31 protein-coding genes and 1 tRNA gene are annotated in these 23081 nt (G+C 52.5%); 15 read left to right on the top strand and 17 right to left on the bottom strand.

The window, feature by feature from the left end; all coding sequences use genetic code 11:
- Positions 1-12 precede the first annotated feature (12 nt).
- Entirely contained in the window at positions 13-2508 is a 2496-nt protein-coding gene (locus SYNCC9902_RS07495; RefSeq protein ID WP_041425106.1) for a GH116 family glycosyl hydrolase, read from the top strand.
- Here the strand turns inward: SYNCC9902_RS07495 and SYNCC9902_RS07490 are convergent.
- The gene (locus SYNCC9902_RS07490; RefSeq protein WP_011360266.1) at positions 2427-3479 is read right to left on the bottom strand and encodes a helix-turn-helix transcriptional regulator; all 1053 of its coding nucleotides are present in this window, start codon (positions 3477-3479) and stop codon (positions 2427-2429) included. The genes SYNCC9902_RS07495 and SYNCC9902_RS07490 overlap by 82 nt on opposite strands.
- A gap of 132 nt (positions 3480-3611) precedes the next feature.
- On the opposite strand from SYNCC9902_RS07490, the gene SYNCC9902_RS07485 reads away from it, so the two are divergent.
- Both SYNCC9902_RS07485 and ribD read left to right on the top strand, forming a co-directional pair.
- Positions 3612-4100 (top strand): DUF3122 domain-containing protein, encoded by a 489-nt coding sequence (locus SYNCC9902_RS07485; protein ID WP_011360265.1) that lies wholly within the window; start codon positions 3612-3614, stop codon positions 4098-4100.
- Entirely contained in the window at positions 4100-5164 is a 1065-nt protein-coding gene (gene ribD, locus SYNCC9902_RS07480) for a bifunctional diaminohydroxyphosphoribosylaminopyrimidine deaminase/5-amino-6-(5-phosphoribosylamino)uracil reductase RibD (protein ID WP_041425104.1), read from the top strand. The genes SYNCC9902_RS07485 and ribD overlap by 1 nt, the downstream gene beginning before the upstream one ends.
- Here ribD and SYNCC9902_RS07475 read toward each other — a convergent pair.
- Both SYNCC9902_RS07475 and SYNCC9902_RS07470 read right to left on the bottom strand, forming a co-directional pair.
- Positions 5154-5867, bottom strand: coding sequence for a potassium channel family protein (locus SYNCC9902_RS07475; RefSeq protein WP_011360263.1), 714 nt, complete (start codon positions 5865-5867; stop codon positions 5154-5156). The two genes, ribD and SYNCC9902_RS07475, sit on opposite strands and share 11 nt — an antisense overlap.
- Before the next feature lie 105 nt (positions 5868-5972).
- Positions 5973-6620, bottom strand: a complete 648-nt coding sequence (locus tag SYNCC9902_RS07470; RefSeq protein ID WP_011360262.1) for an SOS response-associated peptidase — start codon at positions 6618-6620, stop codon at positions 5973-5975.
- Positions 6621-6715: 95 nt separating this feature from the next.
- Between SYNCC9902_RS07470 and ftsH the strand changes: the two genes are divergently transcribed.
- The 4 genes from ftsH to SYNCC9902_RS07450 all read left to right on the top strand — a co-directional run bounded on the left by ftsH (position 6716) and on the right by SYNCC9902_RS07450 (position 10428).
- Positions 6716-8590: an ATP-dependent zinc metalloprotease FtsH gene (gene ftsH / locus SYNCC9902_RS07465; RefSeq protein ID WP_041425102.1), complete on the top strand. Its 1875-nt coding sequence runs from the start codon at positions 6716-6718 to the stop codon at positions 8588-8590.
- A 45-nt stretch (positions 8591-8635) separates the two neighbouring features.
- Positions 8636-9592 (top strand): ornithine carbamoyltransferase, encoded by a 957-nt coding sequence (argF, locus tag SYNCC9902_RS07460; protein ID WP_011360260.1) that lies wholly within the window; start codon positions 8636-8638, stop codon positions 9590-9592.
- A 77-nt stretch (positions 9593-9669) separates the two neighbouring features.
- Positions 9670-10293 carry a transcriptional repressor LexA gene (gene lexA, locus SYNCC9902_RS07455; protein ID WP_011360259.1) on the top strand — a complete coding sequence of 208 codons (624 nt, stop codon included), beginning with the start codon at positions 9670-9672 and terminating at the stop codon, positions 10291-10293.
- Between the two features lie 62 nt (positions 10294-10355).
- Positions 10356-10428: transfer RNA gene (locus SYNCC9902_RS07450), tRNA-Ala, on the top strand.
- Between the two features lie 74 nt (positions 10429-10502).
- On the opposite strand, the gene SYNCC9902_RS12910 is transcribed toward SYNCC9902_RS07450, so the two are convergent.
- Together SYNCC9902_RS12910 and SYNCC9902_RS12905 are read right to left on the bottom strand one after the other, a co-directional pair.
- Positions 10503-10916, bottom strand: coding sequence for a hypothetical protein (locus tag SYNCC9902_RS12910; protein WP_232179196.1), 414 nt, complete (start codon positions 10914-10916; stop codon positions 10503-10505).
- Between the two features lie 71 nt (positions 10917-10987).
- Positions 10988-11212, bottom strand: a complete 225-nt coding sequence (locus SYNCC9902_RS12905; RefSeq protein ID WP_232179195.1) for a hypothetical protein — start codon at positions 11210-11212, stop codon at positions 10988-10990.
- Positions 11213-11243: 31 nt separating this feature from the next.
- Between SYNCC9902_RS12905 and SYNCC9902_RS12900 the strand changes: the two genes are divergently transcribed.
- Positions 11244-11531 carry a hypothetical protein gene (locus SYNCC9902_RS12900; protein WP_232179194.1) on the top strand — a complete coding sequence of 96 codons (288 nt, stop codon included), beginning with the start codon at positions 11244-11246 and terminating at the stop codon, positions 11529-11531.
- 181 nt (positions 11532-11712) lie between these two features.
- Here SYNCC9902_RS12900 and SYNCC9902_RS12550 read toward each other — a convergent pair whose 3' ends face one another.
- The 6 genes from SYNCC9902_RS12550 to SYNCC9902_RS12545 all read right to left on the bottom strand — a co-directional run bounded on the left by SYNCC9902_RS12550 (position 11713) and on the right by SYNCC9902_RS12545 (position 14780).
- The gene (locus SYNCC9902_RS12550; RefSeq protein WP_011360258.1) at positions 11713-12240 is read right to left on the bottom strand and encodes a hypothetical protein; all 528 of its coding nucleotides are present in this window, start codon (positions 12238-12240) and stop codon (positions 11713-11715) included.
- A gap of 252 nt (positions 12241-12492) precedes the next feature.
- Entirely contained in the window at positions 12493-13521 is a 1029-nt protein-coding gene (locus tag SYNCC9902_RS07440; protein WP_011360257.1) for a methyltransferase domain-containing protein, read from the bottom strand.
- A 132-nt stretch (positions 13522-13653) separates the two neighbouring features.
- Positions 13654-13848 (bottom strand): hypothetical protein, encoded by a 195-nt coding sequence (locus tag SYNCC9902_RS07435; protein WP_011360256.1) that lies wholly within the window; start codon positions 13846-13848, stop codon positions 13654-13656.
- Positions 13845-14198 carry a hypothetical protein gene (locus tag SYNCC9902_RS07430; RefSeq protein WP_011360255.1) on the bottom strand — a complete coding sequence of 118 codons (354 nt, stop codon included), beginning with the start codon at positions 14196-14198 and terminating at the stop codon, positions 13845-13847. Before SYNCC9902_RS07430 ends, SYNCC9902_RS07435 begins: the two co-directional genes overlap by 4 nt.
- A complete protein-coding gene (locus tag SYNCC9902_RS07425) occupies positions 14198-14614 on the bottom strand; it encodes a hypothetical protein (RefSeq protein WP_011360254.1) in 417 nt (138 codons plus the stop codon). The genes SYNCC9902_RS07430 and SYNCC9902_RS07425 overlap by 1 nt, the downstream gene beginning before the upstream one ends.
- On the bottom strand, positions 14604-14780 hold the full coding sequence (locus SYNCC9902_RS12545; RefSeq protein ID WP_156771103.1) for a hypothetical protein: 177 nt from the start codon (positions 14778-14780) through the stop codon (positions 14604-14606). Before SYNCC9902_RS12545 ends, SYNCC9902_RS07425 begins: the two co-directional genes overlap by 11 nt.
- Before the next feature lie 689 nt (positions 14781-15469).
- On the opposite strand from SYNCC9902_RS12545, the gene SYNCC9902_RS07420 reads away from it, so the two are divergent.
- The 4 genes from SYNCC9902_RS07420 (at position 15470) to SYNCC9902_RS07405 (ending at position 17307) form a co-directional block, all read left to right on the top strand.
- On the top strand, positions 15470-15697 hold the full coding sequence (locus SYNCC9902_RS07420) for a hypothetical protein (RefSeq protein ID WP_049749442.1): 228 nt from the start codon (positions 15470-15472) through the stop codon (positions 15695-15697).
- A gap of 213 nt (positions 15698-15910) precedes the next feature.
- The gene (locus SYNCC9902_RS07415) at positions 15911-16249 is read left to right on the top strand and encodes a phenylpyruvate tautomerase MIF-related protein (protein WP_011360252.1); all 339 of its coding nucleotides are present in this window, start codon (positions 15911-15913) and stop codon (positions 16247-16249) included.
- Positions 16250-16276: 27 nt separating this feature from the next.
- Complete coding sequence (locus tag SYNCC9902_RS07410; protein ID WP_011360251.1) at positions 16277-16474, top strand: hypothetical protein; 198 nt, start codon at positions 16277-16279, stop codon at positions 16472-16474.
- Positions 16475-16914: 440 nt separating this feature from the next.
- Positions 16915-17307: a putative quinol monooxygenase gene (locus tag SYNCC9902_RS07405; protein WP_011360250.1), complete on the top strand. Its 393-nt coding sequence runs from the start codon at positions 16915-16917 to the stop codon at positions 17305-17307.
- Between the two features lie 441 nt (positions 17308-17748).
- Here SYNCC9902_RS07405 and SYNCC9902_RS07400 read toward each other — a convergent pair whose 3' ends face one another.
- From SYNCC9902_RS07400 to SYNCC9902_RS07380, 6 genes are all read right to left on the bottom strand, one after another.
- Positions 17749-18078: a hypothetical protein gene (locus tag SYNCC9902_RS07400; protein WP_041425098.1), complete on the bottom strand. Its 330-nt coding sequence runs from the start codon at positions 18076-18078 to the stop codon at positions 17749-17751.
- 63 nt (positions 18079-18141) lie between these two features.
- Positions 18142-18567: a glycine zipper 2TM domain-containing protein gene (locus SYNCC9902_RS12130; RefSeq protein ID WP_011360248.1), complete on the bottom strand. Its 426-nt coding sequence runs from the start codon at positions 18565-18567 to the stop codon at positions 18142-18144.
- Positions 18568-18946: 379 nt separating this feature from the next.
- A complete protein-coding gene (locus SYNCC9902_RS07390; RefSeq protein WP_011360247.1) occupies positions 18947-19219 on the bottom strand; it encodes a DUF3303 domain-containing protein in 273 nt (90 codons plus the stop codon).
- 510 nt (positions 19220-19729) lie between these two features.
- Positions 19730-19882: a hypothetical protein gene (locus SYNCC9902_RS12540; RefSeq protein ID WP_156771102.1), complete on the bottom strand. Its 153-nt coding sequence runs from the start codon at positions 19880-19882 to the stop codon at positions 19730-19732.
- A gap of 306 nt (positions 19883-20188) precedes the next feature.
- A complete protein-coding gene (locus SYNCC9902_RS07385; RefSeq protein WP_232179193.1) occupies positions 20189-20776 on the bottom strand; it encodes an FUSC family protein in 588 nt (195 codons plus the stop codon).
- A gap of 351 nt (positions 20777-21127) precedes the next feature.
- A complete protein-coding gene (locus SYNCC9902_RS07380; protein WP_009789469.1) occupies positions 21128-21307 on the bottom strand; it encodes a hypothetical protein in 180 nt (59 codons plus the stop codon).
- Positions 21308-21582: 275 nt separating this feature from the next.
- On the opposite strand from SYNCC9902_RS07380, the gene SYNCC9902_RS12535 reads away from it, so the two are divergent.
- From SYNCC9902_RS12535 to SYNCC9902_RS07370, 3 genes are all read left to right on the top strand, one after another.
- Positions 21583-21765 carry a hypothetical protein gene (locus SYNCC9902_RS12535; protein ID WP_156771101.1) on the top strand — a complete coding sequence of 61 codons (183 nt, stop codon included), beginning with the start codon at positions 21583-21585 and terminating at the stop codon, positions 21763-21765.
- Between the two features lie 327 nt (positions 21766-22092).
- Positions 22093-22461: an AbrB family transcriptional regulator gene (locus tag SYNCC9902_RS07375; RefSeq protein ID WP_009789471.1), complete on the top strand. Its 369-nt coding sequence runs from the start codon at positions 22093-22095 to the stop codon at positions 22459-22461.
- Between the two features lie 102 nt (positions 22462-22563).
- The gene (locus SYNCC9902_RS07370; RefSeq protein ID WP_041425095.1) at positions 22564-22776 is read left to right on the top strand and encodes a hypothetical protein; all 213 of its coding nucleotides are present in this window, start codon (positions 22564-22566) and stop codon (positions 22774-22776) included.
- The last annotated feature ends 305 nt before the right edge of the window (positions 22777-23081 follow it).

The following is a 23081-nucleotide window of genomic DNA, read 5'->3' as shown; positions in this document are numbered from 1 at the left end:
TCTAAGCGCTCCATGACTGGACTGGGTTTCTCCGCTTTGCGCGGGATGCTTCGCCGTGGTTCCAGTCCTTGGACCCCGCCATTAGCGAGTTGGAGCCGACCGTTTGGCCTCGGTTGGGACCAGCCCTACAGCGTCCGTTATGCGAGCAATCTCGATGATGGTCCGAACCACGGCATGCCGCTGGGGGGATTAGGTGCTGGATGCTTCGGCCGCGCCCCCGATGGCAACACCAATCTGTGGCACCTTGATGGTGGGGAACATTGGTTTGGAACGCTCCCCGATTGCCAGTTCTCTCTTTGGGAAAAGCAGGGTGATGATGTGCGCGCCCATGCCCTTGCCGTTGCGCCGGAGGGTGATGCGTCGCGTCCAGATGCTGCGGCATCGCTTCCGGCTTGGAGTTGGTACCCCGCTAGTACGAACAAACGCTGTACAGGCACCTATGCCGCCCGATATCCGCTGAGTTGGACCCACTACGACGGGGTGTTTCGTTCCGGGGTGCTGTGTGAAGCGTTCAGCCCGATTCTTCCGGGCGATTACCAACGCAGCAGTTATCCGGTAGCGGTGTTTTGTTGGCAGCTTGCGAACCCCACCGATCAACCGTTGGAGTTGTCGTTGATGGTGAGTTGGCGCAACACCGTTGGCTGGTTCACCAATACCGATGCTTCAGCGGAAGTTCACTTCCGTGATGACGGAAGCCCTGAACACAACTATTCCCCAGCCATTGGCCGTGGCGCAGGGCAACGCAACCGTGCCCACAGCGAGTCAGGACTTACCGGTGTTCTGATGGAGGGGCGATCGTCCGAGCCGATTCAGGAGGGGGAGGGCCAATGGTGTCTTGCCGTTCCCGACGATCTAGCCGGCGTTGAAGTGTTGCGCTGCAGCCGCTGGGATCCCAGCGGAGATGGCTCAGACATCTGGACTCCCTTTTCTGCAGAGGGAAGAATTCCGGAAAGCGATAACGATCGTGAGAGCCGCGCTGGCGAGCAGGCCAGTGCCGCCATGGTGGTGAAATTCATCTTGGCTCCAGGGGAATCACGCGAGATTCCAGTGGTGATCAGTTGGGATCTGCCGATTACAGCCTTTGCCTCCGGCTGTGCGGACCGCCGTCGCTATACCGACTTCTTTGGCAGCGATGGCCGAAATGCAGCTGCGATCGCAGCGGAAGCCTTGAGGGATTGGAGTGATTGGCGAGGGCGAATTGAGGCTTGGCAGCAACCCGTTTTGGAGCGGAAAGCTTTGCCGGAACCTGTGCGCATGGCTTTATTCAATGAGCTCTACGACCTCTGCAGTGGTGGCAGCCTCTGGACGGCGGCGACGGCGCAGGATCCCTACGGCCGATTTGGGGTTCTGGAGTGTCTTGACTACGCCTGGTACGAAAGCTTGGACGTTCGTTTGTACGGCTCCTTGGCGTTGCTTCAGCTCTGGCCCGAGCTGGATAAGGCTGTCTTGCGCAGTTTTTCCCGTGCGATTCCGGCCCATGACGCAACCCAACGCCCCATCGGTTGGTACTTCACCCAAGGCCGGGGAAGGGTTGAGGCCGATCGCAAGGTCGCAGGTGCGACCCCCCACGATCTGGGCGCTCCGAATGAGCTGCCTTTTGATGCCACCAACTACACCGCCTATCAAGATTGCAATCTCTGGAAAGATCTGGCCAGTGACTTCGTTTTGCAGGTGTGGCGAACCTTCCAGCTCGCGCCAACCGGTGAAGATTTGAACTTTCTGGCGGATTGCTGGCCATCGGCGGTTCGAGCCTTGGATTACCTCAAGGGTTTTGACGTCAATGACGACGGTCTACCGGATAACGGCGGAGCGCCGGATCAAACATTTGATGATTGGCCCTTGAAAGGGGTTAGCGCCTATTGCGGGGCGCTTTGGATCGCAGCGTTGGAAGCGGCATTGGCGATGGCGCAACGGCTGCAGCTCGACCTTGGCCTCGACACCACCGTGGAGCAGCGCCGCTTTGGGCAGTGGCTTGAACAATCGAGGAGCAACTTTGATCGTTTGCTTTGGAATGGCGAGTACTACGAAATCGATGCTGAAAGCGGAACGCCTGTGGTGATGGCGGATCAGCTCTGTGGTGATTTCTATGCGCGTTTGTTGGGCTTGCCATCTGTGGTGAGTGACGCCAATGCCCTTAGCACCTTGAATGTGGTGCGGGACGCCTGCTTTGAGCGTTTCGAGGGCGGCACCCTTGGCGTCGCTAACGGCTTGCGACGCGATGGAACTCCACTCGATCCAAATGGAACGCATCCGCTTGAGGTGTGGACTGGAATCAATTTCGGGATTGCCAGCTATTTCCGTTTAATGGGCCAGAGCGATACGGCTTTAGCGATTACTGGAGCGGTGGTGAATCAGGTGTACTCCGGTGGCTTGCAGTTCCGAACGCCTGAGGCGATAACAGCTGTGAACACCTTCAGGGCCTGTCATTACCTCAGAGCCATGGCGATTTGGGGCTTGTGGGCTACCGACACCGATTGGGCTGAAATCCCAGGTGCTTCTGAGCGTTGAAGCGTTGCACTGGGTGATTCTCCGAAAAAGAGGCGATAGTCCCTCGCAAAATGGTTTCGGCTTTGGAAGCCGTAATGGGAGGAGATGCTCCGCACCGTGTGGTGCCCCATGTTGTGTCGAATCTCGGGATGACTCAGCGCAAGGTGGACTTGTCCGAGTCGAATATTTTTCATCAAGGTCATCGGCCCAAGACCGAAGGTGGATCGACAGTTCTGAACCAGTGATGAACGCGAAGCAAAAATCGTGGCTGAGAGGTCATCCAATTTGATCGCGTTATTGGGGTTCTCGAGTCCCCAGAGGAGCATCTCCCGCATCAATTGCGCTTGGTGGGTTGGCTCACCATTACTGCTGCCAAGAAAGACCTCCGGATGGAAACATTCCAGCAGGGCTCCTTCAATGAGGCTTTCTTGTGAAACCCCATTGGTGTGATTGTTGGGTTGCAACAGTGTTTTGAGCTGATTGAAATGCTCGGGTTGAAGTTGCAAGGAATTGTGCCGATCGAGGCAATCAACAAGTTTCTGCTCGCCGTGAATTTGAGCGAGGTCTTGAAGACGTTGCGTCTTAAAAATCGCCATGGTGGTGTGGGCACCCGGCGACATTTGAAAGTAAGAGTCCTTGAGTCGCGTGCTGAATCCGTGAATGCTGCAAGGGTTGAGAGATTCGCCTCGAACCCGATGAAGGTTGATGTTCTCGGTCTGCTCAAGTCCAATGACCGTTTTTTCTAGGCTGCGACTCCCTTCCACCACCAATCCCTGATTGGTCCGAATTGAGAGGATCGGAAGGGTGCTGCTTCCATACACTTCAAAGTTGCCCCTCAGCTCGCCTGGGGTGATTTGAACAGCTTTAACGTCGTAGCCAACAGCAGCGAAGCAGGATTCAAATTCCCAAGCCGTCCGAAACGACCTGCTTCGGACGGCGCGCTCACACTGTTTTGGAGTCGGCTGATATTTGTGTTTATGCAACGTCTGCATTTTTCCATTATCACAGATTTCGTCGGAGATGGGTAGTGCGATGAAATCTGCTGATCTTTTTGTTTCTCAAATCATTCATCAGAATGATTGGTCTGAGTAACGTTCCAGCCATTCACCCAGAAATTCGTCCAGATGCGCCGTTTGATTTGCTCTCTCTTGGCTGCTCTGGCGTTATTGGTCTTAACGCCTGGCATCGCCTGGGCTCAGGTCCATCAGCATGAAAGTGAATCCGGTGTTGCCATGGTCCGATCGCTGGAGAGCCTGCGCGATCTCGACTACGACAGCTGGCAAGCGGTGGCCTATCGGGAGGGCAAACCGGGGGAACCCGTGGTTCTTAGAATCGTTGGTTATCCCGGCAAATTGCGCATTGACCATCCCGTCGGACTCCAGGTCTTAGCTGGCCGCCGCACATGGGTGCTCGACGACATCACCTTGGATAATCCGGTCTTGGCAGGTGACGGTCGTGACGCTGCTGTGGAATTTGCGCTGGACCCCTTGCTCAACGACCTCACCAACAACCGACCCTTGCGCATTGTTCTGCCTGGGGTGATTACGGAGTTGCCTGTTCCTCCCTATGTGGTGGGTGAGTGGCGCTCGCTTCAGGACCTGCCCTTGAGCTGATGTGGGATGCCTGGATGCGGCGGGCGTTGGCGTTGGCTGCCCTTGCCGATGGACACACCAGCCCGAATCCCCTCGTGGGAGCTGTTGTTCTCGATCAGCATGGGTGTCTGGTGGGGGAAGGGTTTCACGCGCGGGCTGGTGAGCCCCACGCTGAGGTGGGTGCCTTGGCCCAAGCCGGTGATCGGGCGAAAGGCGGAACTCTTGTTGTGACCCTCGAACCCTGCTGTCACCACGGCCTCACCCCCCCCTGTGCCGATGCAGTTTTAAAAGCTGGTATCCATCGGGTGGTGATTGCCCTTGAGGATCCAGATCCAAGGGTCGCTGGGGGAGGAATAGCGCGACTCCGGTCTGCAGGGCTTGAGGTGATGAGTGGGGTTTTGCAGGCGGAAGCCGTGTTCCAGAATCGGGCTTTCCTGCATCGGGTCCGCACTGGTCGCCCCTGGGGGACGCTCAAATGGGCGATGGGTCTGGATGGGCGCAATGCCTTGACCAATGGAGAGAGTCAATGGATCAGTGGACCAATGGCACGGCAGTGGGTGCATCAACTCCGCTCCAAATCAGACGCGGTGATCGTTGGTGGTGGCACCGTGCGTACGGATGATCCATTGCTCACCAGCCGCGGACGGCGGATGCCCGAGCCCCTACGGGTGGTGTTGAGTCGAAGCATGGAGCTCCCCGAACTAGCGCAGCTTTGGGATACAACGCTCGCTCCAACGCTCGTGGCCCATGGACCTGAATCCCAGGATCGGCCGTTCCCCTCCGGCCCGCAACGCCTGCTCCTTTCAGCCTCTGAACCAGAACCCTTGATGCAGGAGCTGGCGAACCGTGGTTGCAATCGTGTGCTCTGGGAGTGCGGTCCTGAGTTGGCAGCCGCTGCTATTCGTCAGGGTTGTATCCAAGACGTTGCCGCTGTGGTGGCTCCCAAGCTCATGGGCGGGGTGCCGGCGCGAACACCCCTCGGAGATTTGGGTTTCACGGCCATGGATCAGGTGGTCGCCGGATCTTTTCTCAGCCCTGTTCCCTTGGGAGACGATTGGCTGTTTCAGTTCAAGCTCACTCCCTAGGTCCCTGCTCCGACTCAATGATGGTTCGCTCCAGGTTGTTGGCAAAGCGACCGATTAGGACACCCATCACGGCAGCCAGGTAAAGCGGTCCGGCAATGCTGGTAGCCACACTCACCATTCTTGAGAGCGGCAGCATCGGATTGATATCTCCAAAGCCCACGGTGGTGAGGCAAACAAAGGCGAAGTAGTTAATTGTCGAAAACACATGGGAGGTGGCAAACACACTCGTCCCTGCACCGACTGGAAATTCGAGTGGTTCGAAGCTGCCCGGCTGGATGGTTTCCAGGGCGCTCATCACGAGGCCGGCGGTCAGCCCGATGTGGAGGTAGCCCGCTGTCGCACCCATCAATAACGATTCGCTCACGTTGGGTTCTTGGGCGAAACGTTTGACAAGGCGGATCACACTCCAGCCCACCAGCAAACTCCAGCTCAGGGCGAGGGGAACTCCGCTGTAAATCAATTCATGGGGGGTGAGCAGCCAGATCCACATCGACAACACAGCCAGCAAACCAAGGCAGCGGTACAGCCGATCAGCCCAAATTGGGGCTAAGCCATCGCGCACCATGACTTGCGTCAGCGTGAGCGCGATCAAGGTGTAGCCCACGTGGGTGGTCCAGATCAGCCGCGGAAAGGCGAAGCCCACCATCACGATCAAGGTGAATAGGAGCAGCAACTTGAGTTGCAAGCCTCCTTTGCGTTGCAATCGCGAAGCCCACCTCAAAGCATTCAGCCAGCACTGGGTTCAGGGTCATCCCCCCGTCGCGGCTGTCAACCGTCTGTTTCGTAAATAGCCCGAGCACAGAGGTGTTTAGAGCAGGTTGAGCTGTTCCGCTGCAGAGGCATTGGCAGATGGATGCCTGCAACTCCAACCCTGTTCAGCGATGGGAGTAAGCATCGGTTCAAGGGCATGGCGATGGTGTTGGTCGCCAGGTTCCAGCCACAGCTCCTCAAGACCGTTGGGAATAATCACGGGCATCCGGTTGTGCAGCGGTTTCACCAAGGCATTGGCCTGGGTGGTGATGACGCAGCAGGTTTCGACTTCGCTGCCATCAGGCCCCACCCAGCGATCCCAGAGCCCCGCCAGCCAAAACATGGCCTGGTCGTTCCGACCGATTTGATGGCCTTTTTCAAAAAAGCTGCTGCTCGGTAAGAGGCAGCGGTGATGGCGCCAGGGCCCGCGGAAGGATGGTTTCTCCGCAATGCTTTCAGCCCTGGCATTGATCGGCCGATGACTGGCGACTGGATCTTTGGCCCAGCCCGGCAGCAGTCCCCACAGCATGTGTGCTGCTCGACTTTGGCCATGTTCACGTCGGAGTGCCAGTACGGGCTCTCCGGGCCGAATCAGCGCCCGTGGGGCGTAATGCTTCAGCCATGCAGCATCGTCTGCCTTCAGCCATGGCTTCAGCTGACGCGCCAATTCACCGGTTGTTGATTCGAGGCAATAGCGACCACACATCTTTAAAACGTTAGGGGCCGTTCGGTTCTCACACCCATGCTGGCGTCACGCTTCGCGCCATCCCTCGTAGCGTGAGGAGAGTGCAGGCGTGGGCTATGCCGATCCGTCAGGACGACAACCAACCGAACCGTCGTTTCGGAATCATCAACCTGGTGTTAATCGGCTTTGGAGTGTTGCTGCTAGTGAGCAGTTTCATCCCAAGCAACGGTATGCAGCAGGTGCCGAGGGTTCCTTATTCGTTGTTCATCGACCAAGTGAATGATGGCGCCGTAAAACGGGCGTTCATCACGCAAGATCAAATTCGCTACGAGTTGTCGGCCCCGGAGGAGGGAACACCTCCTGTGTTGGCCACAACGCCGATTTTCGATATGGATCTCCCCCAACGCCTTGAGGCAAAGGGAGTTGAGTTCGCTGCAGCGCCCCCGAAAAAACCAAATATTTTCACCACGATTTTGAGTTGGGTGGTCCCACCACTGATTTTTATCTTGGTTCTGCAATTCTTTGCGCGTCGCTCGATGGGCGGTGGTGCTCAGGGAGCCCTCAGTTTCACCAAGAGCAAAGCAAAGGTTTACGTCCCGGATGAAGAGTCACGCGTCACCTTTGCTGATGTGGCTGGGGTGGATGAAGCAAAAGACGAACTTACTGAAATCGTTGATTTCCTCAAAACTCCTGAGCGCTATGCAGAAATTGGAGCCCGTATTCCCAAGGGTGTTTTGTTAGTTGGCCCTCCTGGTACTGGCAAAACATTGCTCTCCAAGGCTGTTGCTGGTGAAGCAGAAGTTCCCTTCTTTATTATTTCCGGCTCAGAATTTGTAGAACTCTTCGTTGGTGCGGGTGCCGCTCGCGTTCGTGATTTGTTCGAAGAGGCCAAGAAAAAAGCCCCTTGCATCATCTTTATCGACGAACTTGATGCCATCGGTAAGAGTCGTTCTGGCTCGATGGGAGTTGTCGGTGGAAACGACGAGCGCGAACAAACGCTCAACCAATTGCTCACGGAGATGGATGGTTTCGCGGCCCAGGACAAACCCGTCATCGTTCTTGCGGCGACCAACCAACCCGAGGTTCTCGATGCGGCTCTGTTGCGTCCCGGTCGCTTCGATCGTCAAGTCCTAGTCGACCGTCCAGATCTTTCCGGTCGTAAAACAATTTTGGAGATCTACGCCAAGAAAGTGAAATTGGCTGAAGGAGTTGACCTCGACAGCGTGGCGCAAGCCACCAGTGGATTTGCTGGTGCTGATCTAGCCAACCTTGTGAATGAGGCCGCCCTGCTAGCAGCTCGAGTAAAACGCACTCGAGTTGAGCAGCAGGATTTAGGTGAAGCCATCGAGCGTGTTGTCGCTGGCTTGGAGAAGAAGAGTCGTGTGCTTCAGGATGATGAGAAAAAAGTCGTGGCTTATCACGAAGTTGGCCACGCCATCGTTGGTCACCTGATGCCGGGTGGCAGCAAGGTTGCCAAGATTTCAATCGTTCCTCGGGGCATGAGTGCCTTGGGTTACACCCTTCAACTCCCCACAGAAGAACGGTTCCTCAATTCCAAGGAAGATCTTCAGGGCCAAATCGCCACGCTGTTGGGTGGCCGCTCGGCAGAGGAGATTGTTTTCGGAAAAATCACCACTGGTGCGGCGAATGATCTTCAGCGGGCCACAGATCTCGCGGAGCAAATGGTTGGGACCTATGGGATGAGCGACACCCTTGGACCGTTGGCCTACGACAAACAGGGGGGAGGACGTTTCCTTGGCGGCAATAACAATCCCCGCCGATCTGTGAGTGATGCCACAGCCCAAGCGATCGACCATGAAGTGCGGGGTCTAGTGGATAAAGCCCACGACGATGCCCTGTCGATCCTGCGTCAAAACATGGGACTTCTTGAAACCATTGCTCAGAAGATTCTCGAGAAAGAAGTGATTGAGGGCGACGATCTGAAACAGATGTTGGAGGCGAGTGTTCTTCCGGAAGGCGTTAGCGCTTGACGTGTGGCCCTTCCATCCCCGATAACTGTCCTTTAGAGCGTCGCAATGGCTTTCGCTGCTGAAGGGGTTGCAGCCCCTCTCGTGGGGCTGCATGGTCGTGATTACCTCTCCTCCGCAGATGGTTCCGCCGGTGAAACGGCAGCGCTTCTCACCCTGGCGGCACAGCTGAAATCAGGGGACCGACGCATCGATCTCGGTAACCGTGTTCTGGGATTGATCTTCACCAAGGCCTCCACCAGAACGCGGGTTAGTTTCCAAGTGGCGATGGCCCGACTCGGTGGTCAAACGGTGGATCTGAATCCAACCGTGACGCAGCTGGGCCGCGGCGAACCGTTGCAAGACACAGCGCGTGTGTTGAGTCGCTACTGCGATTCCTTAGCGATCCGTACCTTTGCGCAACAGGAACTCGTTGATTACGCCCACTGGGCGTCGGTTCCGGTGATTAATGCCCTCACCGACCTTGAACATCCCTGCCAAGCCCTGGCGGACTTCCTCACGATGTTGGAAGTGCATGGAGATCTTCCTGGACAAACGTTGGCTTACATCGGTGATGGCAACAATGTTGCTCACTCCCTCATGCTTTGTGGGGCCTTGCTCGGGGTGAACGTGCGGATTGGTTGTCCGGAGGGATTTGAGCCGCTGTCTGGGGTGTTGGACCAGGCCAGATCCCTGGCACAACATGGGGCTTCCATCGAGATTTGCACCGATCCCGTCAAGGCGGTGGCGGGGGCCCAAGCGGTGTACACCGATGTCTGGGCGTCGATGGGCCAGGAAGATGAACAAGCTGAACGGGAAGCTGCTTTTGCAGCGTTCTGCGTGGACCAGGCCTTAATGGATCAAGCCGCCAAGGATGCGATTGTTCTGCATTGCTTGCCTGCTCACCGCGGTGAAGAGATCACCGCTGAGGTGATGGAAGGTGCCTCCAGTCGGATTTTTGATCAGGCCGAAAACCGACTTCATGCACAGCAAGCACTGCTTGCGGCACTGATGGGTGGCCTGTGATGGCCTGAGCTGGCACATTCCCCTTGCAAGCAGGCTTGGTTGGGGGTACAAATGTATTGTTCAATGATTGATTGCTGGTGGCCGCCAACCCCCAGGAGGCTCTGACCTCCGCACAGCAGGAGTTGTACGACTGGCTGTCCGATTACATCGGCACCCATCGCCATAGCCCTTCGATACGTCAGATGATGCAAGCCATGGGCTTGCGTTCTCCCGCTCCAGTACAGAGCCGGCTTCGTCATTTGCAGCAGAAAGGTTGGATCACTTGGCAAGAAGGGCAAGCTCGAACGCTGCAATTGCTCGGTGATGTGGCGGCATCAGTTGGTATTCCCGTTTTAGGCGCTGTGGCGGCGGGTGGTTTGGTCGACACCTTTGACGATGTGCAAGATCATCTAGACCTTGCTCCCGTCTTGGAAACACGCGGCTTGTTTGCCCTCACCGTGAACGGTGACTCCATGGTGGACGCGCATATTGCCGATGGTGATGTGGTGTTGATGGAGCCCGTGGTCGACCCGCAACGCCTCAGGGATGGCACGGTGGTGAGTGCATTGGTGGCTGGCAGCGGCACCACGCTCAAACATTTCCATCGCCAGGGCCCCACCGTTGTGCTGGAGGCAGCTAATCCGGCCTATTCCCCGATTGAGTTGCCAGCGGAACAGGTGCAAGTCCAAGGGAAGCTCGTCGCTGTCTGGCGCCAGGTTTAGGGGTCTTCACGGTGTAAAGTCCTCACGACGAAGGGTTGCTCGAGGGCAATTCCATCGTTTTTGGGGCCATAGCTCAGCTGGTAGAGCACCTGCATGGCATGCAGGGGGTCAGCGGTTCGAATCCGCTTGGCTCCATCAGGAAAACCACAGTCATAGACAAGGTTTTTGGCGGTCATAAGACCGCTTTTTTGTTGTCTGACAACACCCTGCTACAGCCTGCTGGGGCTGTTCTGCTCTAAATCCTGCTCTAGATCCAGGAAGCAGTCATGCCTCCACAGAAGTGGGAACAAACGCTGAGACGCCAGATCAGGGACAACCACGGAAACGGTTGGAATGTCATTGCTCAAAGCGGCAAATGCAAGCTGACGCGCCGCTACGAAGACGGCACCAAGTCGGCCAAGGTGCTGCCTATTGAGTGGAAAGCCACCAAATCGGTGGTGATCTTGAACGCCGTCACACGCGTTCGTGAGTTGGTTGAAACCAGGAACGTCAGCGTTGCTGAGGCCGTCCTTTGGACACTGAGGCACTAGCTGTTCCTGAAGAGCACAACGGCACTGCGGATCAAGGTTGGCCAGCTGTTGTTGAGGAGTATCTGGGCACCAAAGAAGGCCGTCGTACCTCAACGCTGGCTGACCTCAGGACGCGTCTTGATCGTGTTTTGCAGTGCATGAAAAGCAGACCTAAACCACGTGATTCACGGGCGTTGCTGAAGCGGTTTGCGGAACTGCATTTCAAGGGCATGGCACCAGGTGGCCAAGGCAGAAAGCGCAACCTTGGTGATGCCTGTGCGTTCTTGACCTTTGCCGTCAACAAAGCAGGAGCGCCACAGCGTTGGTTGCCACCAGAGAAGGCGTTCATCAATGAACTGATCGGCGTTAGCCGCAACCTCTACCGAGGAGCGGCTAACGCCTCCAGTCAAGCCAGAAGACCTAGCCGCGTTGCTGGATCAAATGGAAGCTGACGGTCGTCATGACCTTCGCCTTGCAACTGGTCTGATTGCGCTGTTTGGTTTGCGTCCTGCTGAGCTGGCTCTGTTGACCGTTAAAGGCGACAAGCTCTACGCCGGTGCCGTTAAGCGGAACATCGCAACGTTGGCGCAGAAGGCAAAGCCACCACGGCGCTGCTTACCGCTGGATATTGCTGGCCGTGAAGGTGAGGGCAAGCGGTTGTTGCAGCTGTATTCATCCGGCTTGGTGAAGCTGCCAGCGGCTGTTTTGAACGAGATCAGCAAGGTTTAAGACAAGGGCACCTTCCAGCAAGTCGGTCACGCGTTTGGGCAGTTGCTGAAGCGTTATGAGCCTTGGAAAAATCTGGTTCGCACCAATGAAGGCGTCACTCCTTATTCGCTGAGACATTCATGGGCCTGGCGCTGTCACGTTTGGTCAAACAATGGTTTGCATGTTCGACAAGCAGCTGCGCTTATGGGTCACACAGTTGCAGTTCACTTGAAGCATTACGGAAGCTGGGTTGATGAAGCCAGTCTGGAAGCGGCAGTTGAGAGATATAACGAAGGATTAGTCGCTGCCGATAACTAAAAAGCGAGGTAATTGGCATGCCATGGGTATACCTGAATTGTGCTATCTGCTGCAGCCTGCTGCCGTTAAACGTGCGCTTATTCGCGATCTGCATCTGAGGCTCCACCACCAATCGCACCAAGCCGTTCAATGCACCAATCGCTGCACCGTATTGATGTGCCTTCTCAGCCTTGTTCATCAGTCGTGCATATGACGCCACACACCATGCAGCTAATTGCGCGTGCGTTTGTGAGTCGATGCTCTCTAACAACGCATCCTGCCCAAGATTTACGTCACGCAGGCTTGTTCGACGACTGCACCCCCACTCCGCTGTCAGGCGTGACACGGCATCAGCAGGCGATAAACCTCCAGCGAGTAATTCAGCAGCTCTACGACGACGTAACTGACGCTCCTTGTAAGTGGTTTTAGCCATGGGTTATCATGCTATCAGCTCAATTTATTTTACTGAAAACAATATATATTACTGAGATGCTAGCCGTTGATCACTTGATCGCCTAATAGCTGGTGCAATGATGAAATTATCTGTATCAATACGGGGGAACGATTCATGCTAGATACAGCCTTGGATTGCACCGTAGACCTGGAAACAAGTAGTTGCAGAATCAAGTAATATCAGATGCGTTTGTATTGCTAAGTTTTTGTGTTGAGGCAAAGGGGGTGCAGTTTATGCTTTTAGTAGATGAATCCTGAAACCCAATGTCATCATATTGTTGATATGTATGTTGGATGATCTAACCTCTGCAAACTGACGCGGGAATCTTTTGGATATGTTGTATTCATCTTGCCGATCAAGCTCTAAAACGGCATATGGAGATTCGGTGCAGATCCTTTCATAGTCTTTGTAGAGAAGACGATTGGGGACTCGGTTGAAGTTGACTCGACCCAAAAAGTCTTGGATCTCTTTGGGGTCGGTAATGCCTGCGCTGATCAGTTTCTTTCTCTGATCTTCTCGTGAGAGTAAGTGAAGTCCGATGGGCTTCTCTGGGAATCTCTCATGCTGAGGGATGACGCCATGGTCTCCTTCGTCGATTTGTGAATAAATTGGTGCGAAGAATGAATAGAGGGTGCCTCCCTTCTTGCTGCAAGCATGGCATGCTTCTAGTGCTGCTGGTAGGTCGTAAATATGTTCAAAGCATGCGACCGAAAAGATGCTGTCGATTGATTCGTTGTTGACTTTCTTGTCGATCTCTTCCGCATTGCAGAAGATTGTTTGTCTCCTCTCGTGGTCGCCGTGCTTGGAGCTATATGTCGAGCCTGACTTGGCTTCAATATAGTCAGGAGATTCGATGTTGATGTATGACTCAATCCCAAGATGTTCGAAGAGTAGGTCGTTGGGAAGTGATCCTCCAATTTCAAGAATAGACTTGCCTAGAAAGTCGCATCGTGCGTGGCATTTGATAAGCTCCTGGTATTGATATCCAAGGTTATGGAAATGCATGCCTGCGCTTCCGATTATTTCCACTTGCTTGGTGTAAATGTAATCTTCCGTATTAAGTGAGTCGTGTTTGAAGAATGCGCGTCCTATGCTATTTGTTCGGTCCCAGTGCCAATCGAATAGCAATCGGAATGCTATGTCGCCGTTGTAGATCTGGGGAAGCTTTTTGAGATACTTCTTCCATTTCTCAATGGTGATAGTGCCTGGATTAAGCTCTCGATCTATAAAGTCCAGAAAGTCCTGAGTTTCCTGCTTCATCTTTGTGCGGTCTGTCTTGTTCTAGATCTCTTTTCATTATCTCTCACCAATCTCCCCCTCTCAGCCTCTCTCCATCCCATCCCCGCATCTGATCCTTTGACGTTTAGTTGGTTACGTAACCAAGCGCAACTCTCACAGCAGTCCTGCAGAGATAAAAGCTTCCTCGACTTGCGATAACGAATCAGGATCTAAATCCATATCAGCGATGACGCTTTGAATCAGATCGCGTGTAAGGCGAAACCATTCCGTGCGTGTCGTTGATCGAGGCCAATCGTCCACAACATCAAGAACTGGTGTTGGAGCGATGTGATCAAGGATGTTGCTCATGACTGCAGTGCTGTTGAAGCAAGTTCACGTTTGAGGCGATCACGTAGGTCCGTAGCAGCGTCACGGTCATCAAGAACACCACCAGCGATGTGTTCGAGATCTTTGTTCAAACCATCGATCTTGAGGTCGAGGTAACGGACGTGTTCCTCAACCTGAGCCTGATAGCGGTGCATGTTGCCGGGCAACCAGGTTTGCCACGTCCAGTCGATGAACGCTTGCGGCATACCGCTATGGATTGGGTCTGCCTCTAGAGCAGCATCACGATCCTTCAGCAAGCGATCCAAGAGCTTGCGGGTGTCATTGGGTGTGACGTGCAGCCATCCCAAGCAAGGGTGTGGTCGTGAAAGCATCAGTACCCGTGGCGACGATGAGTGGCTGGATTAACCCCGGCGTGAAAAGCACGATCACGATCGGCCTGCGCCTGAGCGTTTTGCTGCCGTAGAGCCTCGGTTTGCATGCGCAACGCCTCGACGCGCATGGCTTGGGCCTCGCGCTCCTCGTCGATACGGTGCCGAAGGCTTGGATCAATGCCGCAAAAGTGAGATAGCTCTGCGGAATCTTGTGCAATAAGGCTTGTAAGTGTGAGGTTACTGCGGATTTTGTTGAGGTCTACAGGTTGCCCATAACGTCGTGCCGGTAAGTGGCGCTTTGCACCATCTATTTTGGCGATACGAGCCTCAAGCTGACGGGCCTGAGTTTCCACTTGTGAAGCGGACTGATAAGACGCCTTGATCTGGTCGTCGATTGATTGGTATTCAGCTGACATGGGTTGCTGTGCGACGGCTCTGTGGATTGCTCATTGGATCAAATGACGGCACAGATGGTGCATCGTCATCCGTATCAATTAATGCATACTGATGCTCAACATTTGCCTCCAAGCGAAGACGGTTGATGATCAGCTCAGCCTCGATAGGTAGCTGACGTTTAGGCATTCAAAAAGACTGTTTTAAGATAGTTTTATTGTAGCTTCCTTCGTTAATATGTAACTGGCCAGTCTTACGGTGGCTAGTCGGCGTAGCACAGCGAATAAGGGCTGCTTCGGTGGTCCTTATTTGATGCTTTCAAGGTAGTAATACAACCTTGAGAAAGGGCGACCTAGTAGTGCTGTCAACGGTTCTTGCGCGTTTAAGCCGCTAGGACAGCTCTACTCTAAAAATTACTCTAAAAATTTAATACTTCTGCTCTGGCCTAGTCGTACCAATAGGTTTTAGCTAAAGAGCACCTGTATGGCATGCAGGGGGTCAGCGGTTCGAATCCGCTTGGCTCCATTTTTAGAATAAACCAGTCACGGACAGCTTTTTCGGCGGCTTGTAAGGGTCGCCTTTTTGATGCCGAAACGGTTAAGTATCATTTTTCTGCGCCAAAATGTGCGCCAAATGGCGGTAAGCGGCTCTGCTGGTAGAAAAAGTCGAAACACTCGGTTCAAAGGGGATGTGATGTCTTCACTATTCAAGCGAACCTCGCACATTCGTCGGGCACAACCACAGGCAATTACGTGGCTGCTAACCATCGGGACAGCAGCTCTCTGCGTCTTGGTCAGTGCACTGAACTCTTGACAGCAACGCTTTATTAGAGCTGTTACTTGAGCTTTCTGGTTGTGTTCAATGCTCTTGGTTCGTTGATGGAATGGCTGTTCCTCAAAAAGCTTGATCAGCCGAAGGAGTCAACGCTTAAAGAGCGGACTCAGCAGACGGTGCGAGTCGACCAAGTGTCCGAGATTCATAGAGGCCCAAAAGGCGGCTTGTATCGAATCGATGCCAAGGGCAAGAAGGTTTACCTCAAGGCATCTGAGCACCCAAAGCAAGGCAAGCCACGCAGAGCGAAACGTAGTCATTCCAAAGCGGCATAATTACTGTCGCCTAAAGCTGTAAAAAGTAGCGTAAATCCTTACTAATTGAGTGAAACTATGTGATTATTTGATTTACTGAGTTTCTTGAGGGTTTCCTAAATAAATTTGATTTCCGGTTGCGCTACTGCTCTGAAAACCTAGTTCAAGATTGATCAGTGCGCCTGACATATCTAGGCTTTATGGCCATAATATGTATCTGTTGTCTTGCTAAAGATGCCTCTCATTAACGTCAGGACAAATATTTCAGATGTCCAGACACCAGATGCTCTTTTGAAAAAGCTGTCTGCGGCTCTTGCTAGTGCTACGGGGAAGCCTGAGTCATATGTAATGACGCTTTTGGACTCCGGCGTTCCAATGACCTTCGCGGGGAGTAATGAGCCCTGTGCTTATGTCGAGATCAAGTCCATTGGAGCATTGGCTCCTCCGGAAATGTCAGATCAATTTTGTGAGTTGATAAAGGCGTCTTTAGGTATCTCTAAGGATCGTATTTATATTGGCTTTGATGATGTGAACGCCTCGGACTGGGGCTGGAATGGACGTACGTTTGTCTGATCTTTCCTTAACGCATCTTTAGACGTAATGGCAAAGATCCTTGACGGCATTTGCAGCAATACCCCGATCCTTGAAGGCATCGATGATTGGCCTCGTTCTGCATCAAAGAAAGAGAGGTTTCGCCTCACACGCGATCTGATTCAAAGCGTCATCGCTGATATGGATTTAGATCCTGATTCGTTATCGCAGGCCGAGGAAGCTTCCATCTCGGCAGGACTGCTGTGAAAGCCACTTTGGTGGTTGCTCGGTTGTTTGCCCGACTGAACGTCAGCGCCGGTTGTAGTAAGTGGGTGGGCTCGACAACGTACAAATCCAAGTTTTGATTAGCTCAGTGTTTCTATGAGCCGTGGCTTTCATCAAAGCGTTCCGCAATTGGCTGGATTCTTGGAATCGTCAGCCTTCATCCGAGCCAATCGAGTCCAGCTCCAGCGGTGAGGATCGAGATAGTGGCATCACCATTTTGGGATAAGCCAGACCAATACTTTTGGAATCAGCGTTTTGTTGGCGGACGTGTGGGAATCGCTGGATATCTAGTCGTGTCTGGGTAAATCGGCTGGGCCGAGAATGATGAGGCTCCGCTGGAAAATGTGGTCTCCCACCAAGGGCCCGATGAACAGACTCGGGGTGTGATTCATGAAAGATTGCTTCCATAGCTTCCGAATTCAATGGCTGTTTTTGATCAGACGACACCCTTCATGCTGTTGGCCCGTATCCATGTGAAGCCTGGATGCGTCGATGCTTACTTAGAGCTTGCGCGAGCCACCGACGAAGCAGTTCAGGCATCTGAGTCGGGAATGATCCACCACACCTTTGACCAGGATCCGGATGATCCTCAAGCATTTGTTTGGTCAGAGGTCTATGCCAACGACGAGGCTTTCAGCGCACATGTCTCCAACCCCCCTGTTCAGGAATACCTCCAAAAGCATGCTGAACTCGGCGATGGCTTCAGCATTGAGGTTTACGGCACTGTCGCCGATGAATGCCGAAGGCTGATGGAATCCTTTGGGCTGCCTCTCAAAATTTTTGAAACCAAGCTGGGCTACAGCAGGGTCTGCTGATCCAGGAGTCTTGGGCATGGCAACTAAACCCATCACAAGCTTTCTTGATCAGATCGCGCCAAGGAATGCGTGATTCACATGATGCGTTGAAAAAGCTCTTCGATTGCAAATAGATCTAGACAAAGCCGAGACGATTTGATCTTTAGCCGATGATAGGAGCCAGTAAGAAATGGAGGCAGATAGAAATAAAGGCGCCTAATGCGACGGCAGGAAGCGTGAAATTCATACAGTTTCCCTGAATGAGTGTCACTTTATAGCCCAAGCTTGGGTAGTTTGCATCATAAACTACAAAAAACTTCTTGAGAGTAATTGTACTTATATGCTTGCTTTCGCATTTTTTGTGTTAAGTGTGCTGTAGATGATGGCTACTATTTCTTTGTTCCTCCTCGAAATCCATTTATATCTCGACTGAGCACGGCAAGAAATCAGGTTTTATCAAGTTCAGCCGTCGCCAGCGCAACCGGTCCATTCGTTGCATGGCTGTTCCCAAAACACATGTAGTAAGCCATTGGGTGAACGAAAAACGATGCCGCCGTAGCCGTTTGTGCGCGTATAAAACTTGCCCTGCTGTTCAGAGGTAAATCGATATTCGATACTTCCGCGGTACACGCTCACGTTGCCGCCCGACTGGCTGAATCTGCATTTTTTGGTTTGTGTGGGTTGCTGGCCGGTTTGCTGCGTGAAGCACCAAACATCGGCTGTATCGGCCTTAGCTGGTGTGGCAATAGCGGCGAGAGCGATAGCAATCGTTGTGAGAAAGATGCGGATCATCGGCAATCAGAGGGGCTAGATGTGAACCAACGGGATGGACTCAAACTTTCAATCAGCCTGGTTTCACCCGCCATCCACTTGACAACCAAGCATTGCTCCCGCTGCTCCACCAACGGGTACGCCAATCCAGCGTCCATCCCCTCGCGACAAAGCAGCACCTGCAGCACTACCGAGAAGTCCACCAAGAATGCTCCCTTCGATGCAGCTGTTGTCATCAACGTTTTGAGCCTTTGACGAATGTTTAGGAGCTGGGTGCTGGTGCTTGCGAGCAGATGAAGTTGAATGGCACGGGATCTCGACCTTCTCGGTCCAGTTGCGAACATGCCCTGGCTTGTCTCTTGTGCCAGGGACGTATTCCTCTCGGTACTCATCGCGGAAGCATTGTGTACTTGTGGAATATCCCGGTTGATAGGTCGTTTCAGCGAAGATTGGCGCTCCAATTGAGCACGAAAGTGGTAAAGCAAACAGTGCAGAGATCAAGCGTTTCACAACACCACGTCGGCTACCGAATCATCCTGCATTGAAAAAGGTTGGGGATCAAGTCCGAAGTTGCTACTACCTATGACCTAAACGTAGATTTTGGATCCAGTCTGATGGGTGATGCTGGACGGCGAACATCGGTGGGTTATTTAGATCCTAACGTATTGAATTTATAGATTATTAAAAGCCACCATTAAAAAATTTTGGAATGTTGGTTATTTATTTTGATGTGGTTTGTTAATAGAGGGGATGAATTGAAAGATGGAGTCTCGAATAGTTATTCATCATGATGCAATTGATGGGATATGAATTAGGAGGCACTTGCTCAACAAAGCCAACCACAATGGTCATATCTGTTGAGGCTTGCTTCATTTTGATGGAGGTTAGATCAGCTATAGGCCTTGGCCATTAGCGGTCCAGCTTGGTTGTCGGTCAGCACTGGTGTCACCTCCCAATCGAGGTATTCAGCCCATTCGGCAGCATGTTCATAGCAAGCGTCCGCAGTATCGGCTTCAACCAAAATCCAACCTTCGACGGAACCCGGCGCATGGAATCTCTTCCATGACTTGCATTCAGGAAACGGAGCCCCAGTTGCTAAGAACTTCTTGGCGGCAATTTCGTGGTAACCAGTCTTAAAAGACCAGTGCATTAAAAAGGTCATGCGAGTTGAATTGATCTTGCAAAGAATGACAGCACCAACCGTTTTTGTCCGTTATCAATTGAACGTAATAAATGAGCCCCCCCCCCTTATGGCAGCTGTCGCTGAATCACATTCATGGTCGTTGTGTCAAAAGCCTCCAAAGCGAAGACAAACTTCCAAAGCACCTAATCCAATGAGGAAGGAGCCACCAAGCAAAGCTAATTCTTTTGGCGTTTGTACCATTGGAATGAGGGCAGAGCCCGTGAGTAACACTCCAAAAAAATCTAAAGGAAATCTGAAGCCGCAACATGTCCGTTGATTGCGGTTTGACCGCGATTGAAGCGCCGATTTACGTAAGTTCATGAAATATTCGCAACAACCTGTGGCTTTGGGTGAGCTACTCAATACAACTAAATGCTTTGACTAAAGAAAAATCGATTGGTCGCTCATCAGGTGCTGCCTGCGATTGAGCGATCGTTTACCAGGGAAGCCCAAGCGGGCATCTCTGTTCTGTGGTGATTGTCGTGTCTGTCACTGGTCCCATGCTGGTGATGGCAGGAATTCCATCGCGTAGAGCTGAGAGCGATGCTGGATCAAAAATTTTCCAAGATCCCCCAGATGGGGGATGTCGCAAGCAACCTTCGCTGCGATCGTCAGATCACAGGCGTCATCATCAGAGCCCATGTCCGATAAAAATCTAAACAACAATCAAATCAGTCATTTGGTAAACATCTCGTCAAGTGAATAGATCCATCTATGTGATTTTTAAAGTTTGTTCTTGCCATAATGATGATTGTTTTTGCCGTGCTTGGATTCGTTGTTTCTGTGAATGCTATACGAGCTATTAATCAAGACTTTAATAATGATCAGAGTTAACGAAAGCCAGCCCGACGAACACAGGATTATTTGAAAGGTCACCATTGGATGACTCAGGAGGTACTGCAGTGGCTCGCTTCAACGAGATTCCTTAGCCCTTTGAATGAAGCAAAATTATGATTTTGATCGTCCTGGCCAGTATTGGATGACCAACAGGGCCACAAGGATGCCTAAGGCCACGTCAATAAAGCGGGTCGCTGCCGTAAGCCAAATCGCTGCTTGATCAGCCTCGGTGACCACCACGGTGAAGGCGATCGCTCCGAACCGTAAAGAGCTCGGATGCAACCGTGCTGCATAACAAAGGCATCCCAACAGTCCAATACATAGTCCGTAGGTCAAAAGTGATTGTTGAACAAAACTCACTTGAACAGCCGCTAGCCCAACGCCGAGAAGGGTCCCAATTAAGCGACGTCGAGCGGTTTCAAAGGCACGATCAAAGGCCTCCAGGGAACAAACTATGGCGGATATTGGCGCCCAGTACGCATCCGGTAGCTGAAGAGCCTGGGCCGTCGCCAAAGCAAGAACGGCCGCTAGTGCAATTTGTAGGGAGGAGCTGATGGATGCCTGCATCAACAGATCAGCACCATTGAGCAGGATTGTTGAGCGCTCACCGTCACCGTGTTTCTCGTCCGAGAGATCAACAAAAGGGCAATCAGGTCGCCAAAAAGAAACCCCCGCCAAAGGCAGGGGTTTCGAAATCAATCTCAGGAGTGTGTCCTTGTTTCCACCCTTTGAAGGATTTTTTCCTCACGAGCTAATTATGCCTCTCAAGGAATGCGATGGCATTCCAGCGTGGACCAGCTTGATGATTGGCGATTTTCCCAGCATCCTCTGTCAGCTGTGTGCGTGATCTGTTTCAAGGCATCACACGCTCACCGATCTCAGGATCAATCAAGTCGTCGTTCAGAGCTGGGCGTAATTGTTGAGATGAAGCCTGGTCGTTAGGAAAAAACTGTTGAAGGATCCTTAAAAAGCCTGTTGGCTGTCCTTAATGGAGAACCAACAGGCTTGAAGAGGCGACGACAACGGAACAGCGCCGAAATTGACTTGATCCTAAAAAGACAACTGGCCGGAAAGCCACAACTCTGCCCCTTGGTTGGCCCCCTCACTTAAAGCAAGGAAGCAAGTGGCAACGACGCCTCCAATGGTCAATCCCATACCCATCAAGATCAAAGCCAATAAACCCTGCTCATTCGTCAGAGGACGGGTGTCTTGAAAACGTCGCCTTGCCATTCGTGAAAATTATCTTCCTCTGTTGTGGCCCGACTTCGCTAGGAAAACAACAGGCTCTTTCACCTATCTATTCCGCATTGCAAGCGAAGCACCTGCTAGCAACGTGAGAAAGGCATCAGAAGCGATGGTTGGATCTTCACTACCGTCACTTCCAATCACGCGGTCATCCAAACCGGCTCATTTCTCCGGTTTCACCAACTGATATTGATCCCTGAACCGTTTGGACGATCAATCACAACATCACTCCGGGGGGGAAGGCCTTTATGAGGGCCCCCATGCAACAGGTCGTTCCTGTTTCCTCCAAGCACCGTTTCTACGGCATACACCACCCCCTTCGTAGTGATATCCCTTGGCGCAGACGACGTGATTACGGTGATGATGGAAGTGATTTTTCTGGTTTGCATGCAAAGCAGGCGCGAGAAAAGGCGCAGCAGCTAAGCAAAAAGCCATTGCGATGATTGAAGACCTCATGCATACCAACAGGTGTTCATCCGATGTCTTGCCATGAATCACCGGTATGAGCCCATGGGGACAAGAAAGGCTGAATGATGGCTCGAACTGGAATCAACACACAGCTCCAATATTCCGAGGAAAGCAAACAACACCTCTCGCATGGCTTGACGCCATCAAACCCTTACATGGGATGGAGAAAGATCTGCAGACTGACGAAAATTATCGAGAAGTCGATCGACAAGGCTTCTTCGGAAGACAGAAAAATGGCTCGGGGAGAATTGACAACGTATGGATTGATGAGTTATTAATTAGTTATCTGATTTACACAATCAATGCTCACCGGTTCCGACCTCCTCGCCAAAGTAAAGGAGCTTGGCGATGTGTCCAAATCCGACCTTGTCAAAGCCTGCGGTTACGTATCCACGAAAAAGGATGGCGGTGATCGTTTAAATTTCACAGCTTTCTATGAAGCTCTATTGGAAGCCAAGGGCGTCAGCCTGGCAACTGGTGGTGGTGCTGGAATTGGCAAAGGTGGCCGCAAGTTGAGCTACACCGCCAAAGTTCAGGGAAATGGCAATCTTCTGGTCGGCAAGGCTTACACCGCCATGCTTGAACTAGAGCCAGGTGCTGAGTTCACGATCAAGCTTGGTAAGAAAGCGATTCGTTTGGTTCCTGTTGGAGCCGAAGACGACGAAGAGTGATCGATCTCTTTCTCGAAAGGGAAAACATTTGATCCAAAATCCCCGCAGCGATGCTGTGGGGATTTTTTACTGGAAAAATCAGGCCCATTGATCTGGTTACAGTTGAACGGAGGCATTGATTCTGTGCGCTATCAACCGAGCAAAGAGCATCTCGACAACCAAATTCCCAATACAATCAAGAAATTGCGGGATCTTATTCAGACGTTTCAAAAGGAAACCGGTGCTGATGATCCATTTATTCAAACAATGCTGAGCCAGCTTTCAGATTCATATCAATCATCGGCCTCACAGGATGGTGGGTTCGGATTTCGCTAGACGTCTTGCGATCAATGCCTTCCAGCCCTCAAGCTGAGAATCCAAATCCAAACAGCAAAAAGTGTCCCGACGGGAAGAATGATCACAATTAATTGACTGATGATCAATTGACGGACGTCTGGGTCCATGACAATCACTCTCTGGTTAGCGGTTCCCGTTCGCTGCTTTTATGGGGTCAAACAACTAGTGACGTGGGGATAGATCACTGGAATGACAGTGATCGCCCTCGCACTTCAATCCACATTGCGGATCTTCGCTTCCGTACTGCCAGGGACGTCTCATCGCCCAGTACTCGTCGACCAATC

The organism is Synechococcus sp. CC9902 (assembly GCF_000012505.1).
GTDB lineage: Bacteria > Cyanobacteriota > Cyanobacteriia > PCC-6307 > Cyanobiaceae > Parasynechococcus.
The sequence above is the reverse complement of the archived record's forward strand: the minus strand, read 5'-3'. Positions and strand labels throughout refer to the sequence as shown.